The following is a 15,820-nucleotide window of genomic DNA, read 5'->3' as shown; positions in this document are numbered from 1 at the left end:
CATGAGCACATCAAAGACCGATCGCCAATCCATGAAGATTGTCACCGACCCGCGGGATTTCGACGACGCGTCGGGCAATCTTCTCGAGCGGCTGATTTTCAACAACCGGCCGTTCCTGATCGTGGCCTGCGTCCTGCTCACGGCGTTCTTTGCCTTTCAGCTGCGCGGCCTGCACGTCAACGCCAGCTTCGACAAGATGCTGCCGCAGGGACATCCGTACATCCAGAACTACCTCGAGAATCGTCCCGATCTGCGAGGGATGGGGGATTCGGTCCGGGTGGTCATCGAGAACCCCAACGGCGATATCTTCGATCCGCAATACCTGGCCACGCTGGCGAAGATCAACGACGAGATCTTCACGCTGCCGGGCCTGGATCGCGCCTGGATGAAGTCGCTCTTCGCGCCCGTCGTGCGCTGGGTCGAAGTCACCGAGGAAGGTTTCCGCGGCGGACCGGTTCTTCCCAACGACTATAACGGCAGCGCGAAGTCGATCGAGGACCTGCGCATCAACATCGCCCGCGCAAAGCTCGTCGGCGGCCTCGTCGCCAACGACTATCGCTCCAGCATGATCGTGATGCCGCTGCTGGCGAAGGACGGGAACGGCAATTCGCTCGACTATCACCAATTGTCGAGTGCGCTGGAAGACATCCGGCAACGCTATGCGACGGGCGACGCGGCGAACCCGCCGAAAGTGCGGATGTACATCATCGGCTTCGCCAAGCTCGCCGGGGACCTGATCGACGGTCTCGAAAAGGTGATGACCTTCTTCCTGTTCGCCGCCGGGATCGCCGCGCTGATCATCTTCCTCTACACGCGCTGCATCCGCAGCACGGCGATGGTGCTCTTGTGCTCGTTGATCGCCGTGATCTGGCAGCTCGGGATCGTCGTCACGCTGGGCCACGGGCTCGATCCGTTCTCGATCCTCGTGCCCTTCCTGGTCTTCGCAATCGGCGTGTCCCACGGCGCGCAGAAGATGAACGGCATCATGCAGGACGTCGGCCGCGGCGCGCACAAGTGGGTCGCCGCGCGCTACACCTTCCGCCGCCTGTTTCTGGCCGGGCTGACGGCGCTGCTGGCCGATGCGGTCGGCTTCGCGGTGCTGATGGTCATCGACATTCCGGTCATCCGCGAGCTGGCGCTGGCGGCGAGCTTGGGCGTCGCCGTGCTGATCACGACCAACCTGATCCTGCTGCCGGTCTTCCTGTCCTATGTCGGCGTGAGCCCTGCGGCGGCCAAGCGCAGTCTGGCGGAGGAGCGCGAGGAGAGCGGCGGCCGCGGTTTCGGCAAGCTCTGGAGCTTCCTCGACCGGTTCACCGAGCGGAAGTGGGCGACTGGCGCGATCGTCGTCGCAACGCTACTCGGCGTGCTGGGTTGGTTTGGCTCCCAGAACCTGAAGATCGGCGATCTCGATGCCGGGGCGCCCGAGCTTCGGCCCGAGTCGCGCTACAACCGCGACAATGCGTTCGTCACGTCGAACTACGGCATCTCGAGCGACGTCTTCGCGGTGATGGTGAAGACGTCGGACGATGGCTGCCGCTCGTACGAGACGCTGACCGAGATCGATCAGCTGGCCTGGACCCTGCGGCAACAGCCCGGCGTGCAGCGCACGGCGTCGCTCGCCGACACGGTCCGCTCCTACACCTCGGGCGCGTTCGAGGGTAATCCGAAGTGGCTGACAGTGCCGGACGCGCAGTCGGTGATCGATGCGCAGATCAACAACGCGATCGCGTGGAACGGCGACATGCTCAATTCGCGGTGCTCGATGACGCCGCTGCTGGCATTCCTGTCCGACCACAAGGCCGAAACGCTGAACCGCGTCGTCAAGGTCGCGGAGGAGTTCGCGGCCGAGCACAACACGCCGCAACGGCAATTCCTGCTTGCGGCCGGGAGCGCCGGTATCGATGCTTCGACCAACATCGTCGTGCGCGACGCCAACCGCACCATGCTGCTCTACGTGTATGCGTCGGTGGTCCTGCTGTGCGCCATCACCTTCCGCAGCTGGCGCGCGGTCGTCGTCGCGGTGTTGCCCCTCGTGCTGACGTCGGTTCTCGCCGAGGCGCTGATGGTTCAGCTCGGCATCGGCGTCAAGGTCGCGACGCTGCCGGTCATCGCGCTCGGGGTGGGCATCGGCGTCGACTACGCGCTGTACCTGCTGTCGGTACAACTCACCCAGCAGCGCCTTGGCTTCACGCTCGCGCAGTCCTACCAGAGGGCAGTCGCCTTTACCGGCAAGGTCGTCGCCCTGGTGGGCGTGACGCTCGCGGCGGGCGTGATCACCTGGGCCTGGTCCCCGATCAAGTTCCAGGCGGATATGGGAATCCTGCTGACCTTCATGTTCGTGTGGAACATGCTCGGTGCGCTGATTCTGATTCCGGCCCTGTCTCACTTCCTGCTGCAGGGGGTGTCGCGCCCGGCCAAGGTCTCATCCGAAACGCCTGGTGACGCCCAGGCGCCGATCACGCCGACCGATCGCCCCCAGGAGGCCGCAGTGACGGGCACCCGGAAGGCGCTGCAGTCGGTGACCTAAGTCCCCTTCCGAAGTCTCACTATGAGGTTTGATCGTGTTTCGTCATTTGCTTGTTCCGACTGACGGCTCCACGCTGTCTGCCATGGCAGTCAAGAAGGCTGTAGCCTTTGCGCACGAGACGAAGGCCCGCATCACGTTCTTCTTCGCCACGCCGAACGTGGAGTCGTCGCTCTACGGCGAGGTATCGCTGATGCGCACCCTCGAACCGGATCTGGTCGATCAGTTCGTCAATCAGCGGGCTCGCGACATTCTTGAGGGGGCAGAAAGCGTCGCCAAGGATGCCAGCGTGCCGAGCGCGTCCGCATGTGGCGTCGCCGACGAACCCTATGAGGGGATTCTTGCCGCGGCCGCGCAGCATGGCTGCGACATGATTCTGATGGCCTCCCATGGTCGCAAAGGGGTCAAGGGACTGCTGCTCGGGTCCCAGACGCAGAAGGTGCTGACGCACTCGAAGATCCCGGTTCTGGTATATCGCTAGGAGCAATCAATGAGCTACGAAGTCCTTGAGTGTGATTTGCTGGTCGTCGGCGCCGGGATGGCGGGATTGTCGGCGGCAGGCTGGGCCGCCGAGCGCGGCGCCCGAGTCATCGTCGTCGAGAAAGCGCCTGAGATCGGGGGTTCCGCCTTCCTGTCGGGCGGCGTGCTATGGACTGCCGCGTCGGAAAAGAAGATGGAGTTGTACGGTGCGGGCGAACCCGCACTGGGCAGGGTGATTTGCGAGCGCTATCCGGAGGCGATCGCCTGGCTGCGCCGCCGCGGTATCGACATCTCCAAAGCCATGAAGGTGCTGCACGGCAATGGCTACCAGATCGACATCGTCGAACACCTGAAGGGCTGCGTCGACCTCGTCGAAAAGGCGGGCGGCCACGTGGTCTTCGAAACGACGGTGTCGACGCTGCTGCAGGACAGCGAGGGGCGCGTCACCGGGGCGAGGACGGTGCACGAGGACGGCGAGATCGATGTGCATGCGCAGTGGACCCTGCTCGCGACGGGCGGCTTCCAAGGGAATCCCGAAATGCGTTCCCAGTACATCCACGAGAACGCCCGCGAGATGCTCTTGCGGTCGAACCCGTACAGCGACGGCGCCGGACTGAAGCTCGGCCAGGAGGTCGGCGGCGAAGTGCGGGGGACGAACCGCGGGTTCTACGGGCATCTCGTCAGCAAGCCGAACGCGTGGGGCGAGGAGCGCTATTACACAATGCTCTCCCAGTACCACAGCGACCATGCCCTGTTGTTCAATGAACACGGCAAACGCTTCTGCGACGAATCCTTCGGCGACCACACCAACACCTACCACACGGTCCAGCAGCCGAACGCGCGCGCGATCTGCCTTTGGGACGCCCGTGTGCATGCCGAGCACGCCACCAAACCGATCGTCGCGACGGCGCCGCCGCTGGACAAATTCGCCGTGGCGATGGAGAACGGGGGCGAGGGGATCATTGCGCAGACATTCGCGGAGCTGGGCAGTTTTGCGACGGCCCACGGCTTCGACGGCGAGGAAATGCTGCGCGAGCTGTCCCGTTACAACGACCTGGCGAACAACGGCTGGGAAGTCATGAATCCGCCGCGGACGGAAACGTGCTTGCCGATGGATCGGGCCCCGTACTATGCGCTGATTGTCTACCCGGCGATCACGTTCACATTCGGCGGCCTGACGATCGACACCGGCGCGCAGGTCCTCGACGCAAAGGGCCGCGCCGTTCGGGGACTCCTGGCGGCGGGCAGCGATGCGGGCGGCGCGTATGGCGTCGGCTACGCCGGGGGACTGGCGATGGCCATGACCTTCGGCATCACGGCGGCGCGGACGGCCGGGTGGGAATGATGAAGGGCATGAACGAAGTTTCCGGGCGCTGGCTCGTCTTGGGCCTTTTGTTCGCGGTGTCGACCTTCAATTACATCGACCGGACAATCATCTCGATCCTGCAGGTGCCGATCAAGCGTGATCTCGGGCTGTCCGACACCCAGCTCGGACTACTCACCGGCCTGTCGTTCGCGCTCTTCTACACCACGCTGTCCTTGCCGATCGCGCGTCTCGCAGACCGCACCGTGCGCAAGCGCCTGGTCGCGGCGGCGCTCGCGGTGTGGAGCGGCATGACGGCCCTGACCGGGCTTGCGGCGAACTTCACGCATCTCGTGCTCCTGCGAGTCGGCGTCGCCGCCGGCGAGGCTGGCAGCATCCCCGCGTCGCACTCCATGATCGCGGATCTGTTTCCGCCGCGTTCTCGCGCCACGGCGATGGCAATCCTCGGGCTGTCGCTGCCCGTCGGCATGATGTTCGGCTTTCTGTCGGCGGGGATGCTTGCCGAGACGCTCGGCTGGCGCAAGAGCTTCGGCGTCATCGGCGTCGTGGGGCTGCTCCTCGTGCCCATCGTGCTGCTGGTGATCCGCGAGCCGGCCCGCGGCCGCTTCGATCAGGCGGCCGACGTCGCGGATTCACAGCCCGGCTTTGTCGAGGCATTGAAGACGCTGTGGCACTTGCGCAGCTATCGCTTCCTCATCGCTGGCGCGGCGCTGCACGCCTATGTCTCGTATTCCGTGATGAACTGGAGCGCCCCGTTCTATACGCGGGTGCACGACATGTCGATCGGCGACGTCTCGGTCTATCTCGCGCTGGTCAATGGCATCGGCGGCGGCATCGGGATGTACCTGGGGGGCTGGCTGTCGGATCGACTCGGCCAGCGGGATGCCCGCCTGCGCCTTCGGGTTCTCACCTTCGGCGGCCTGATCTTCGTCCCGATGGCGCTCGCGCAATACCTGGTCGAATCGACAAGCCTCTCACTCGCTTTCGGCGTAGTGGCATTCACCTTGCTGCCGTTTTACTACGGGCCGGTGGTTGCGGTGCCGCAGTTGCTCGTCGCACCGAACATGCGCGCACTGACTTCGGCGGTTACGCTGCTCGTGACCAATCTGGTCGGATTGGGCCTCGGGCCCACCGTGACAGGATTCATCAGCGAAACCTTGATCGTCCGTTTCGGCATGGGCCAGTATTCGCTGCGCTACGCGATCAGCGCCGCGATCCTGTTCTCGCTCGTCGCGGCCTTCATGTATTGGCGGGCGTCGGGCTCGTTGGTCGCCGAAATGCGGTACGCGAGAGAGGAGAGCGCGCGCGAGCGTGCATCCTCGGGCGCAAGCATCTGCGAGCCGCGTTCTCCAGCCGCGCTGGCCTTGGCCAACAAGCCATGAAGTCGTCCGCCTAGGGCTGGAGCCGCGCGGGCCAATGCCGGACATTGCCGAAAAGTGCTGACTCTTTGTCGGCGGCGATCTAATCGAGGGATGGCGCGGCGACGACGATCGCGACCGCAACTGAAATCTGGTGCACCGAACGGCGTTTTCGGGGCAGGGCGACTTCAAAAATATGTGTTGACTCCCAGCGCAATGGGGCCAGACTGTGCATGCGTGCTGCGTCGCAACATAAAACTGGCGTACGGAGACTGTGTGGATTCATGCTGCTTCCTTTCCAGACCATTCACGCAGCGATTCCCACGAGGAAAGACTAGATGCAAACCACCACATCCGAACAGATCCGCGCCGGCAAGACCTACACCAACGCATTGATGGCGCTATCGCAAGTTGCTTTTTCCAGCGTCGAACGCTTGGCTGCATTGAACCTTAATGTGGCCCGCAGCGCACTCGAAAACAGCCTCGCCGCCTCGAACAATCTCATGCAGATCAAGGACGTCGGTGAACTCGGGAACCTGCAGAGCGCTATCGGTGGTCCGGCTGCCGAGCAGTGCGCGGCCTACTTCCGCAGCGTGCAGGAGATCGCTGGCGATTCGCAGCAACAGATGTCCCAACTCCTGTCTTCGTACTTCGCGACGCTCGGTCTTGACGTGACGGCCCAGGCAGGCTCGAACGCGGGCTTCGACCTGTTTTCCAAGTTTGTCGAGCAGACAAAGAGCATGTTCGACGCCAACGCGAAAGCAGTTGGCGACGCAACGACGAAGATGATGGTCCCGGTGACGTCGCATCCGAAGAAAGCTGCGTAATTCCTTACTCGATCGTGAGTAACGAAAAAGCCCCGCGAGTCGGGGCTTTTTTCTTTTCCGGGGCCGCCATACTAGCGCTTCACCCCTCATTCACTTCGTCGGTCCGGACCTTGAAGCTCTTGAGGGTATTTGGGCCGAAAGTGTGGCTGATAGCCACGTCGGCGGCATCGCGGCCGCGTGCGATCAATACGCGCCCGATGCGCGGAATGTTGTTGCGCGGGTCGAAGGTGTACCAATGGCCGTCGAGGTAAGCTTCGAACCAACCGGCAAAATCCATCGGCCCGTAGGGCGGCGGCGTGCCCATGTCGCCGAGGTAGCCAGTGCAGTAACGCGCGGGGATGTTCATGCACCGGCAAAAGGTAACCGCCAGGTGTGCGAAGTCACGGCACACGCCGGTCCGTTCATGGAATGCGTCCCAGGCCGTCTTGCTCGGTCGCGCGTGCTCATAACCGAACGTGAGATGCCCGTGGACGTAGTCGCAGATCGCTTGGACGCGCGCCCATCCGGTCGGTGCCGTATGGAAAAGTTTCCACGCTGTCTCGGACAGCCGATCGGTCTCGCAATACCGGCTGCCCAACAGAAAGAGCAGGCTCTCGTCGGGGAGCTCTTCCACCGGCGTCTGCCTCGCCTGCGGGACGACGACATCCGGTTGCCCCGTATCCCTGATGAGTGCATCGGTGGATAGCCGGAGCAGACCCTTGGGCGCGACGATACGCGAGCACCAGTTGCCGAAGCTGTCGCGATAGGCGGTGAACGGTACGGGCGGGTCGGCGATCAGGTGATCGGGAGTGATGATGTCGGACATCCGCGTGTAGTGCACGCTCAGCGTCAGGATCATCGGGGTCGGCTGCGGGCAGTCGTAGATCAATTCGTAGCCTATGCGGATCTTCATGGCGGGGGCGCTTCCATTCGGCGAGGAACGTTGTGGAGGTCGAGACTGATGAGGCCCACCGATGGCACACGCCACCGCGGCGTTTGCGCATTGCGGCATTGCAGACACTGCACGCTGCTGGCGCCGACGATTTCAGGTTATGCAGACGACGCATTCCCGTCTGTCTGGTGGCGCACATAGCCACAGCGCCCAGCCTCAGGTCATGCCACGCGAGCGCGAAAACCGCCATCTGTAGCGATGCAACGCGCCGCCCGGGATTTCTTCTGCACGGCGTCGCTCATACAGCCAATGGGGCGTCGATTGCCGTTTCGGTGACGGCGATACTTTTCCACTGCGGGACGACCTGGCATCTTTCTTCCATGTCCTTTGCAATCTGGGCGCTCATCATCGGCGTGCTGCTGATCACGATGGCCCTGTCGGGCACGTCGCTTCAGCGGCTCCCCGTCAGCACGGCCATGCTTTATCTGCTCGCCGGTTTCGGGATCGGCCCCGCCGGATGGGCGCTGCTGTCGCCCGATCCGCTGATCCACTCGGTCATCCTGGAAAGAACGACTGAACTGGCGGTGCTCATCTCGCTGTTCGCCGTCGGTCTCAAGCTCGGTCTCCCTTTGTCGGACAAGGGTTGGCGCGTGACCGCGCGGCTTGCGGTCGTGTCGATGAGCATCACGGTGATGTTGATCGCGGCGATCGGGATGCTGGGGCTGGGCCTTTCGCTGGGCGCAGCGGTCCTGCTCGGGGCGATCCTTGCGCCCACCGACCCGGTTCTGGCCTCCGATGTCCAGGTGGTGGAGGCCGGCGACCGCGACCGCTTGCGCTTCAGCCTTTCGGGGGAGGGGGGCTTGAACGATGGCGCCGCCTTTCCGTTCGTGATGTTGGGGCTGGGCCTGCTTGGTCTTCACGACCTTGGCACCGGCGGCTGGCGCTGGCTTGCCGTCGATGTGCTGTGGGCGATCGCCGGCGGTCTGCTGATCGGTGGCGCCTTAGGTGCGCTGATCGGGCGGTTGGTGGTCTATCTACGCAGTCACCACAAGGAGTCGGTCGGATTCGACGAATTCCTCACGCTGGGACTCATCTCGCTGGCCTACGGGCTTGCCGTGCTCAGCTACGCGTCCGGTTTCCTGGCCGTTTTTGCCGCGGGCCTCGCGCTGCAGCGAGTGAACGAAACGCCAGGGCGAATCGCCAATCCAACCCCGCTCGAAACGGGTCTTCAGCGCAGACAGGCTGACGAGGCGCTTGCGACGCATACGGCGTATGCCGGTGCTTACATGACGCAGGCGGTGAAGGGCTTCAACGAACAACTTGAGCGGATCGCGGAGGTCGCAGTCGTTCTGGTGGTCGGCGCGATGCTTTCGTACACCTACCTCCCCGCCAGCGCCGTCTGGTTTGTCCCGCTCGTGTTCTTGGTCGTGCGCCCCGTGTCGGTATGGCTTGGATTGGTCGGCGCGCCCGTGTCGCGCGATCAGCACATCCTGATTTCCTGGTTCGGAATTCGCGGCATCGGGTCGATCTACTACCTGATGTATGCGATCAATCATGGCCTGCCGCGCCGCGCGGCGGAGGAAATCACCGCCCTCACGCTCACCGTGGTGGCCGTGTCCATCGTGCTTCACGGGATATCCGTAACCCCGTTGATGAGTCGCTACACGCGGCGGACCGCAAAGCGCCAGCGAAGCCGAAAACATGATTAGCCATCTTGGCCCTTGCGCGGGATGTTCCTCGCATCGCTATGTACGCCGTCAGACAGACGCCGGCGGCGCTCAAATCGAATATTGATATATCCACCTTGGAAGCACATCAAGCACGGACGCAATGTGCTGAAGCCGTTGCGGCGGCAGCGGCACGACCCATTAGGATGCGTAGTGTCATGGATATCTCCTCTCCCGTATGTGGCGACTTGAAGAGCAAGCACCGTCACGACAACAAAGACGCCGGCCCCAAAATGACGCAGGCCCCGCTAAACGGGGCCCGCTTGATCATTTGGCGTTCAATCCGCCGAGCAGAATACTGCACAGCGACTTCGCCATCTCTTCCGGTGGGGTCTTGTCGGCCATGCGGGGATACCATTTGTAGGCCCAGTTGCACATGCCGAGGAAGGTGAGGGTGGCCCGTGACCGGCTTCATCAGCGAGCGCCTGATCGTCGACTTCGGCATGGGGCAACATTCGCTCCGCTACGCGATCAGCGCCGCGATCCTGTTCTCGCTTGTCGCGGCCTTCATGTATTGGCGGGCGTCGGGCTCGTTGATCGCCGAAATGCGGTATGCGAGAGAGGAGAGCGCGCGAGCGTGCGTCGTCGGGGATATGTCTGTCCGAGCCGGGAGGCCGGCCCGTCGCAGCGCAAACCGGCCCCTGAAAGTCAGTTTGCGCACGGAAGTCCGGCATCGCCTAAAGTGAATCGAACGCGACCAGGTGGTCGTCGTGACCCGCATGGAGGTGAAGCATGGATGCCCGTTCCATCTTGCGCCGCAGCGTCCCGATCGCAATGGCCGCAGCGCTTCAAGGCTGCTGGCCTTTGGGGTCATCCGAGGCAACGATCACTCAGGCGAGTCGCGTCCGGTTTATCGAGCCTGCCGATGGGGCAACGGTCTACACCCCGTTCAAGATCAAACTTGAGGTCAGCGGCTACACCGTGCGTCCGGCCGGCCCGGGGGGTGACAGCTCGAGCGGTCACCACCACGTGATCGTCGACGCGGGGCCAATTCCCGAAGGCGACCCGATTTCGTTCGATCCTGCCGGCGCGACGCCTCATTTCATCCACTGGGGCATGGGCCAGACGGAAGCAATGGTGGATCTGCCGCTCGGCCGTCATACCCTCACCGCGCAATTTGCCGACGGCGCTCATTTGTCATACGGGCCGCTTGCGGCGGCGAAGATCACGGTGACTGTCGTAGGCGTCGAGGTCGCCCCGCCGGCGCCGGTGACGACAACGCCCGCGCAACGAATCCCGACGATCCTCTCAAGGAATCGAGACCCCGCCCTCGAGCGCCTGGTGAGCGGCCGCGGGCAGTAGAAAGCAGGATGACGTCGGTGGCTGAAATTCCCATGGCTTCAAGACATCTTTGATTACTGATTGTTTGCCGGTAGAGATCTAATCTGAGATCGGTAGCTGGACGGCGCAATTCGCTGTCCCGTCAGTCGGGGAAAAGATACATGAACAAGAAGATCCTTATTGCCGCGCTCGCCGCGCTCCTCGTCAATGGGTGCGTCGTTGCACCCGATGGCCGCGGCCCCGCTGTCGTCGTGGCTCCGCCACTGCCGACGATAGTGGAGTTCGACGTCGAACCGTATTACTACCATCGCGGTTACTACTATTACTACGACAACTCCCGTTGGCGCTACGCCAGTTCGCGGTCGGGGCCGTGGGTGGAGCTTCCCCGGAGCCATTACCCGCGTGAAGTCCGTTATAAAGGCCGTGGCGACGGATGGCGCGGCGATAACGATCGCGATCGGGACCGCCGTTACGAGCGTGACGACGACCGCCGCTGGGATCGTGACCGGGACCACGATCGCGACAAAGAGCGTGACCGCCGCCGCAAACGGGACGACGATGACGACCGTCGCTGGGATAGGGACAGAGACAACGATCGCGGCGGTTGAGGGGGGACGCCGGTGACTAGATTCGCGAGTCCTTGTCGGCCCGCGGATTGAGCACGAAGGCGTTCTCGGCAGTCTGGTGATACGTCGTCCCGAAGCCTGCGAGGATTTCCTTCGAGCGCCCATTCGGGTCGCCCCAGCACTGACAGGTGATCTTGTCGCACGCCTCGATCACCTTCGCCAGCGGCCCTTTGCCCTTCTCGTTGGCAAGATGCGCCTCGAAAGCCTCGTCGGTCGCGTAGATCTCCGTCCAGTGGCTCACGCCCGGCGACGGGTAATCGGCGTGGTAGCAGATCACCCCCGGATGCTCGAGCATCACTTCGCACAGCGCCGCCTGATTGGCGCGGAAGACAGCCTCCTGTCCGACCTTGATGTCCCACTGGATCTTGAGCATGAACGGCATGGACTCCTCCTTGGCAATCGGGAATGCGGGTTCCGCAATGCATAGTAGGCTAGACAAGAACGACCCGCCGCAAAATGACTCAGGCCCCGCTAAACGGGGCCTGCTTCGTCATTTGGCGTTCAGTCCGCCGAGCAGAATGCTGCACAGCGACTTCGCCATCTCTTCCGGTGGGGTCTTGTCGGCCATGCGGGGATACCATTTGTAGGCCCAGTTGCACATGCCGAGGAAGGTGAGGGTGGCGAGGTCGGGGTCGACCTCGCGGAACTGGCCGGACTTGATCCCGGCGCGGATGATGTTGGTGACGCGCGTGAAATAGTCCTGTCTGCGCTGGCGCATTTCGGCGCGCTGTTCGTCCTGGAGTTCCGCGTAGTGGTCCATGAAGGCGCGGACATAGCCGGGGTGCAGGGCGATCTGGCGCAGGGTGGAGGCGCAGGCGCGTTCCAGGAGTTCTGCGGGCTGGATATTCGGCGTGTCCGCGTCCGCTTCAAGGCCGCCGATCAACGCATCGATATGCAACTGGTGCATCTCGTGGAGGATGTCGTCCTTGCTGGAAAAGTAGTGGTACAGCGTCGGCTTGCCGAGGCCGACGTCGTCGGCGAGCATCTGCATCGACGTGCCGTGGTAGCCGACGCGGTCGAACAGGGCCGCGCAGTGTTCGATGATCTCGAGGCGTTTTTCGTCGTGCGCCGCGGTTGTCGCGCGGGCCCTCTTTTTCGTTACCGGCTCGGTCCGCTTGACTGAAGTTTTCATAAGGCTCCCATAGTCCCGATTGATTTGCGGATGCGGGTGGCGCGCTGCAGCGTGCCGACCCGCGTCCCCGCATTCGTGCGCGAATGCCCCTAGCTCAGTTGCAGCTCCGAAACGACCAATCGGGACAGACGCTTCTTGTCGACCTTGCCGGTCGTCGTGTACACGAGATCTTCCACGACGATCAGGTGTTCCGGCCATTTTTTCTTGGAGAGGCCTATGGTCGCAAGGTGACCCTTCACGTCTTCCAGGGTCGGGGCGTCATATCCGTCCCGGATCTTGCATACCGCACAGGCTTGCTCCCCGAGCCGAGCTTCCGGCACGGCAACCACCGAAGCCATCGCGATCGCGGGGTGGCTCTGCAGCGCGGCTTCGACTTCGGCTGGATCGATATTATAGCCACCGCGGATGATCTGATCCTTGATCCGTCCGACCACTTTCAAGGAGCCGTCGGGGTCGCAGATGATCTCGTCGCCGGTGAGGAAGTAGCCGTCGGGAGTGAGGTTGTACTCCTGGTCGCCCAATCCGCGGCAGTATCCGATGAAGAGCGACGGCCCCTTCACGCCGGCCTGTCCGCGCTGCCCGCGGGGAAGCATGCGGCGTTCGGCGTCGAAAGCCTCGTCGCGGGTTCCCGGGAAGGATTTGCCGTCGGAATGGCAGAGGCGTTCGAGCGGGTCGCCAGGATGCGTCGAGGCATGTCCCATGCATTCCGACATGCCGAACATGCGCAGTGCGGGGATGCCCAGCAGCTCCCTGGCGGCACGGATCAGCTCGGGGGTCATGGCGCCGCCGCCGACCCCGAGCGCCTTGAGCGGACTCGGCCGGGACCACTTTCCGCTACGTGCGATCTCCACCATCGAGACAAGGTTGGTCGGCACGCAGATGCCCCAACGGCACTCGTATGCATCGATGATCTTCAGGGCTTCGAGCGGATCCCACCGGTCGACGATCACCAGCGGATGGCCGAGGGCGAGGGAGAAGTGGGCGGTGAAGGTGAAGCCGGGCGCGCTGCCCCAGGGCATGAGGCCCAGAATGGGATCGCCGGGTGCAAGGTTGGCAACCCACTCGCACGCTCGCACCGCGTAGTTCATCGCGGCCGCGGAGTGCATCACGCCTTTCGGTACGCCGGTGGTGCCGGAGGTGAAGCCGATGAGCGCAGTCTGCGCGTTGCGTTCGTCGACTTCGCCGGCGAGATTGCGCTCGCGCGTGCTCAGACGCAGGCCGGGAAGTCCGGGCACCGGTTCGCCGGTGTCGTCGTCGAAGACAGCCACATGACCGAGGCGTTCGTCGAGCACTCGACGCTCGGCGGCGCCGAGATCGGGGGTGTAGGGGCAGATCACTGCGCCGACGGCAGAGATGCCGAGCGCGGCGGCGAGGACCGAGGTGTTCTTCTTCCCCTGCAGCATGACGCGATCGTGCGGGCGCACGCCGGCGGCGAGTAGCGCGCGCTGGGCCGCTTCGGCCATCACGCGCATCTCGCCGCGGCTCCACCGGCGCCCGTCGGCGGCGACGACGGCCAGGGCCTGCGGGTCGGCGTCGGCCAGAGCGGCGAACTGCTGCCACAGGGACGCGTCGGTCCAGCTCAGGCCGTCGGCGGAGAAGGTGTTGGGGGTATGTTCAAGCAATCGACTGACCTCCATCGACGAGGAAGGTTTGGCCGGTGATGAAGCTGCCGGCCTCCGAAACGAGCAGGGCGACCGTCGGCGCGACTTCGGCGGGTTTGCCGAAGCGGCGCAGCAGGATGCCGTCGCGCAGCTTTTGCTGGATGCCTTCGGTCAGCGTCTCCGTCATGCCGGTCTCGACCGAGCCCGGTGCGACGGCATTGACGCGGATGCCGTGGTGGGCCCACTGCGCGGCGAGGTCGCTGGTGAGGTGCACCATCGCGGCCTTGGTGGTCGTGTAGGGCACGACCTGGCCGGCGTCGGGCCGGTAGGAGAGGAAGGCACCCACCGAGGCGATGTTCACCATGCAGCCGCCGCCGCTGCGGATCATGTGGCGGGCCGCGTGGCGGCAGGCGAGGAAGGTGCCGGTGAGGTTCACATCGACGACCTTGCGCCAGCCCGACAGCGGGATCTCTTCCGGCAGGCCCCACCAGGAGGCGCCTGCGTTGTTGATGAGGATGTCGAGGCCGCCGAGCTGCTCGACGGTTGCTGCGACAGCGGCTTCGACTTCTTCTTCCTTTGCGATGTCGCAGCGCAGGCCGATGGCCTTGCCGCCGAAACGTTCGGCAAGGCTCGCCGCCATGTCGGCGCATTCGTGTTCATGGCGCGAGGCCAGCGCGACGCTGCAGCCGAGGTCGGCCAGGGTCGCGGCGATGGCCTCGGCGAGCGCGCCACGGCCGCCTGTGATCAGCGCGACCTTGCCGTCGAGGCGAAACTGGCGGGCGACGAAGCCCGGGGTGTAGTTCTCGCTCACCGTTGTGTCCTTGCGAGGAGATCGCTTTCGTCTGTGATCAGGGCGATCCGCTTGCCTTTCATCTTTCCGACATGGGCCACCGCGGCGGCCCACTCGGGAGAACGAAGTGCCGCGTCGAGCACTTCGCGCGAGGCGAAGGTCAGCACGGCGTGGCCATCCCAGGCGGGGCCTTCCGGGTGATCGTAATCGAACGTCACCTCGCCGTGGCGGTAGGCGGCGAGTCCGGGGAGCTTCTTCGCGTAGTCCGCGTGCTCGCTGCGCCACCAGGTGGTGAATTGCTCGCGCGACCACTCGGGAGGACGGGTCGCCAGGATGACCAAGCTTGCTGACATGGGATTATTCGCCTCCGCTGCTTAGCGACCGGTCCACTTCGGCTGGCGCTTCTCGAGGAAGGCCCGCACGCCTTCCTTGGCGTCTTCGGAGTGGTGGACCACGTTGCAGGTCATGGTTTCGAGAGTGATCAGGGAGTTGGTGTCGGCGTCGAGGCCGCGGTTGACCGCCATCTTGGTCATCCACATGCAGAACGGGCTCTTGTCGATCAGCGGAGCGCAGAAGTCCTGGATCAGCTTGTCGAACTCGGCTTGCGGCGCAGCGGCGTTGATCAGGCCCCATTCGGCGCACTGTACGCCGGTGAGCAGCTTGCCGGTGAGCATCAGCTCCTTCGAGCGGCGCATGCCGATCATGCGCGGCAGGCGGTAGATCGGGCCCGCGCCGCCGAACAGCGCGCGGCGGATGTGGAAGTCGCCGATCTTGGCTTCGTTGGCGGCGAGCGCGAAGTCGCAGGAGATCATCAGCTCGAAGCCGCCGGCCACCGCATAGCCTTCGACGGCGGCGATGGTGGGCTTCTTCATGTTGAAGATCTTGTCATAGGTCCGCGCGGAGTCGATCGCCAGCTGCAGCGAGGAGGCCGTTTCCTGCAGCACCGGGCCGACCAGCTGGTCGAGGTCGGCGCCCGAGCAGAAGGTGTTGGCGCGGCCGCGGAACACGACGGCCAGGGCTTCCTTGTCCTCGGCGGCGCGGTCGACCGCCTTCTCGAGTTCCTTCAGCAGCTGCGGGCTCACGCAGTTGCGCTTGTGCGGCCGGTTCAGCCAGATCGTTGCGATGCCGTTGGGGGCAACTTCGTACTGAATGACGTCCTTTTCCAATTCCATGGCTGTATCCGCTCCAGAGAGTTTTTCCATTCAAGCCCGGGTTATCCCCGCACTCGATTTACGCACCCGACCGGTCGGTCGGTTAAGTGAAACCATACCACGACAGT

The 15,820-nt window shown here is 63.9% G+C and carries 17 protein-coding genes; 9 read left to right on the top strand and 8 right to left on the bottom strand.

The genetic code is table 11. The features are described from left to right. The first annotated feature begins 1 nt into the window (after position 1). The 5 genes from VJ673_RS12330 (at position 2) to VJ673_RS12310 (ending at position 6,513) form a co-directional block, all read left to right on the top strand. The gene (locus tag VJ673_RS12330) at positions 2-2,527 is read left to right on the top strand and encodes an efflux RND transporter permease subunit (RefSeq protein WP_324126395.1); all 2,526 of its coding nucleotides are present in this window, start codon (positions 2-4) and stop codon (positions 2,525-2,527) included. A 34-nt stretch (positions 2,528-2,561) separates the two neighbouring features. Further along, positions 2,562-3,005 carry a universal stress protein gene (locus tag VJ673_RS12325; RefSeq protein ID WP_324126394.1) on the top strand — a complete coding sequence of 148 codons (444 nt, stop codon included), beginning with the start codon at positions 2,562-2,564 and terminating at the stop codon, positions 3,003-3,005. Between the two features lie 9 nt (positions 3,006-3,014). Further along, on the top strand, positions 3,015-4,349 hold the full coding sequence (locus VJ673_RS12320) for an FAD-dependent oxidoreductase (protein ID WP_324126393.1): 1,335 nt from the start codon (positions 3,015-3,017) through the stop codon (positions 4,347-4,349). Between the two features lie 8 nt (positions 4,350-4,357). Then, positions 4,358-5,710: a spinster family MFS transporter gene (locus VJ673_RS12315; protein ID WP_324126392.1), complete on the top strand. Its 1,353-nt coding sequence runs from the start codon at positions 4,358-4,360 to the stop codon at positions 5,708-5,710. Positions 5,711-6,024: 314 nt separating this feature from the next. Then, complete coding sequence (locus tag VJ673_RS12310; protein ID WP_324126391.1) at positions 6,025-6,513, top strand: phasin family protein; 489 nt, start codon at positions 6,025-6,027, stop codon at positions 6,511-6,513. 79 nt (positions 6,514-6,592) lie between these two features. Here the strand turns inward: VJ673_RS12310 and VJ673_RS12305 are convergent, their stop codons facing one another. After that, on the bottom strand, positions 6,593-7,351 hold the full coding sequence (locus tag VJ673_RS12305; protein WP_324126390.1) for a transglutaminase-like domain-containing protein: 759 nt from the start codon (positions 7,349-7,351) through the stop codon (positions 6,593-6,595). 413 nt (positions 7,352-7,764) lie between these two features. On the opposite strand from VJ673_RS12305, the gene VJ673_RS12300 reads away from it, so the two are divergent. After that, positions 7,765-9,093, top strand: coding sequence for a cation:proton antiporter (locus VJ673_RS12300; protein ID WP_324126389.1), 1,329 nt, complete (start codon positions 7,765-7,767; stop codon positions 9,091-9,093). 285 nt (positions 9,094-9,378) lie between these two features. On the opposite strand, the gene VJ673_RS12295 is transcribed toward VJ673_RS12300, so the two are convergent. Next, positions 9,379-9,456 (bottom strand): hypothetical protein, encoded by a 78-nt coding sequence (locus VJ673_RS12295; RefSeq protein ID WP_414635651.1) that lies wholly within the window; start codon positions 9,454-9,456, stop codon positions 9,379-9,381. Between the two features lie 56 nt (positions 9,457-9,512). On the opposite strand from VJ673_RS12295, the gene VJ673_RS12290 reads away from it, so the two are divergent. From VJ673_RS12290 to VJ673_RS12280, 3 genes are all read left to right on the top strand, one after another. Next, entirely contained in the window at positions 9,513-9,797 is a 285-nt protein-coding gene (locus tag VJ673_RS12290; RefSeq protein WP_324126387.1) for a hypothetical protein, read from the top strand. Between the two features lie 46 nt (positions 9,798-9,843). Next, on the top strand, positions 9,844-10,413 hold the full coding sequence (locus VJ673_RS12285) for a DUF4399 domain-containing protein (protein ID WP_324126386.1): 570 nt from the start codon (positions 9,844-9,846) through the stop codon (positions 10,411-10,413). 140 nt (positions 10,414-10,553) lie between these two features. Beyond that, complete coding sequence (locus tag VJ673_RS12280; RefSeq protein ID WP_324126385.1) at positions 10,554-11,000, top strand: hypothetical protein; 447 nt, start codon at positions 10,554-10,556, stop codon at positions 10,998-11,000. Between the two features lie 16 nt (positions 11,001-11,016). Here the strand turns inward: VJ673_RS12280 and VJ673_RS12275 are convergent, their stop codons facing one another. The 6 genes from VJ673_RS12275 to VJ673_RS12250 all read right to left on the bottom strand — a co-directional run bounded on the left by VJ673_RS12275 (position 11,017) and on the right by VJ673_RS12250 (position 15,713). Then, positions 11,017-11,400, bottom strand: coding sequence for a putative quinol monooxygenase (locus tag VJ673_RS12275; RefSeq protein ID WP_324126384.1), 384 nt, complete (start codon positions 11,398-11,400; stop codon positions 11,017-11,019). Positions 11,401-11,508: 108 nt separating this feature from the next. Beyond that, positions 11,509-12,150, bottom strand: coding sequence for a TetR/AcrR family transcriptional regulator (locus VJ673_RS12270; RefSeq protein ID WP_324126383.1), 642 nt, complete (start codon positions 12,148-12,150; stop codon positions 11,509-11,511). 89 nt (positions 12,151-12,239) lie between these two features. Next, entirely contained in the window at positions 12,240-13,772 is a 1,533-nt protein-coding gene (locus tag VJ673_RS12265) for a class I adenylate-forming enzyme family protein (RefSeq protein WP_324126382.1), read from the bottom strand. Further along, positions 13,765-14,562 carry an SDR family NAD(P)-dependent oxidoreductase gene (locus tag VJ673_RS12260; protein WP_324126381.1) on the bottom strand — a complete coding sequence of 266 codons (798 nt, stop codon included), beginning with the start codon at positions 14,560-14,562 and terminating at the stop codon, positions 13,765-13,767. Before VJ673_RS12260 ends, VJ673_RS12265 begins: the two co-directional genes overlap by 8 nt. After that, positions 14,559-14,894, bottom strand: coding sequence for an EthD domain-containing protein (locus VJ673_RS12255; RefSeq protein ID WP_324126380.1), 336 nt, complete (start codon positions 14,892-14,894; stop codon positions 14,559-14,561). The genes VJ673_RS12260 and VJ673_RS12255 overlap by 4 nt, the downstream gene beginning before the upstream one ends. Before the next feature lie 21 nt (positions 14,895-14,915). Continuing rightward, complete coding sequence (locus tag VJ673_RS12250; RefSeq protein WP_324126379.1) at positions 14,916-15,713, bottom strand: enoyl-CoA hydratase/isomerase family protein; 798 nt, start codon at positions 15,711-15,713, stop codon at positions 14,916-14,918. Positions 15,714-15,820 lie beyond the last annotated feature (107 nt).

Source organism: Aromatoleum sp., from assembly GCF_035254505.1.
Lineage (GTDB): Bacteria > Pseudomonadota > Gammaproteobacteria > Burkholderiales > Rhodocyclaceae > Aromatoleum.
The sequence above is the reverse complement of the archived record's forward strand: the minus strand, read 5'-3'. Positions and strand labels throughout refer to the sequence as shown.

Coding starts and splice junctions, on each gene's coding strand:
- VJ673_RS12330 (WP_324126395.1), top strand. CDS start 2: ATGAGCACATCAAAGACCGATCGCCAATCCATGAAGATTGTCACCGAC.
- VJ673_RS12320 (WP_324126393.1), top strand. CDS start 3,015: ATGAGCTACGAAGTCCTTGAGTGTGATTTGCTGGTCGTCGGCGCCGGG.
- VJ673_RS12315 (WP_324126392.1), top strand. CDS start 4,358: ATGAACGAAGTTTCCGGGCGCTGGCTCGTCTTGGGCCTTTTGTTCGCG.
- VJ673_RS12310 (WP_324126391.1), top strand. CDS start 6,025: ATGCAAACCACCACATCCGAACAGATCCGCGCCGGCAAGACCTACACC.
- VJ673_RS12305 (WP_324126390.1), bottom strand. CDS start 7,351: ATGATCCTGACGCTGAGCGTGCACTACACGCGGATGTCCGACATCATC.
- VJ673_RS12300 (WP_324126389.1), top strand. CDS start 7,765: ATGTCCTTTGCAATCTGGGCGCTCATCATCGGCGTGCTGCTGATCACG.
- VJ673_RS12295 (WP_414635651.1), bottom strand. CDS start 9,456: ATGGCCGACAAGACCCCACCGGAAGAGATGGCGAAGTCGCTGTGCAGT.
- VJ673_RS12285 (WP_324126386.1), top strand. CDS start 9,844: ATGGATGCCCGTTCCATCTTGCGCCGCAGCGTCCCGATCGCAATGGCC.
- VJ673_RS12280 (WP_324126385.1), top strand. CDS start 10,554: ATGAACAAGAAGATCCTTATTGCCGCGCTCGCCGCGCTCCTCGTCAAT.
- VJ673_RS12275 (WP_324126384.1), bottom strand. CDS start 11,400: ATGCCGTTCATGCTCAAGATCCAGTGGGACATCAAGGTCGGACAGGAG.
- VJ673_RS12270 (WP_324126383.1), bottom strand. CDS start 12,150: ATGAAAACTTCAGTCAAGCGGACCGAGCCGGTAACGAAAAAGAGGGCC.
- VJ673_RS12255 (WP_324126380.1), bottom strand. CDS start 14,894: ATGTCAGCAAGCTTGGTCATCCTGGCGACCCGTCCTCCCGAGTGGTCG.
- VJ673_RS12250 (WP_324126379.1), bottom strand. CDS start 15,713: ATGGAATTGGAAAAGGACGTCATTCAGTACGAAGTTGCCCCCAACGGC.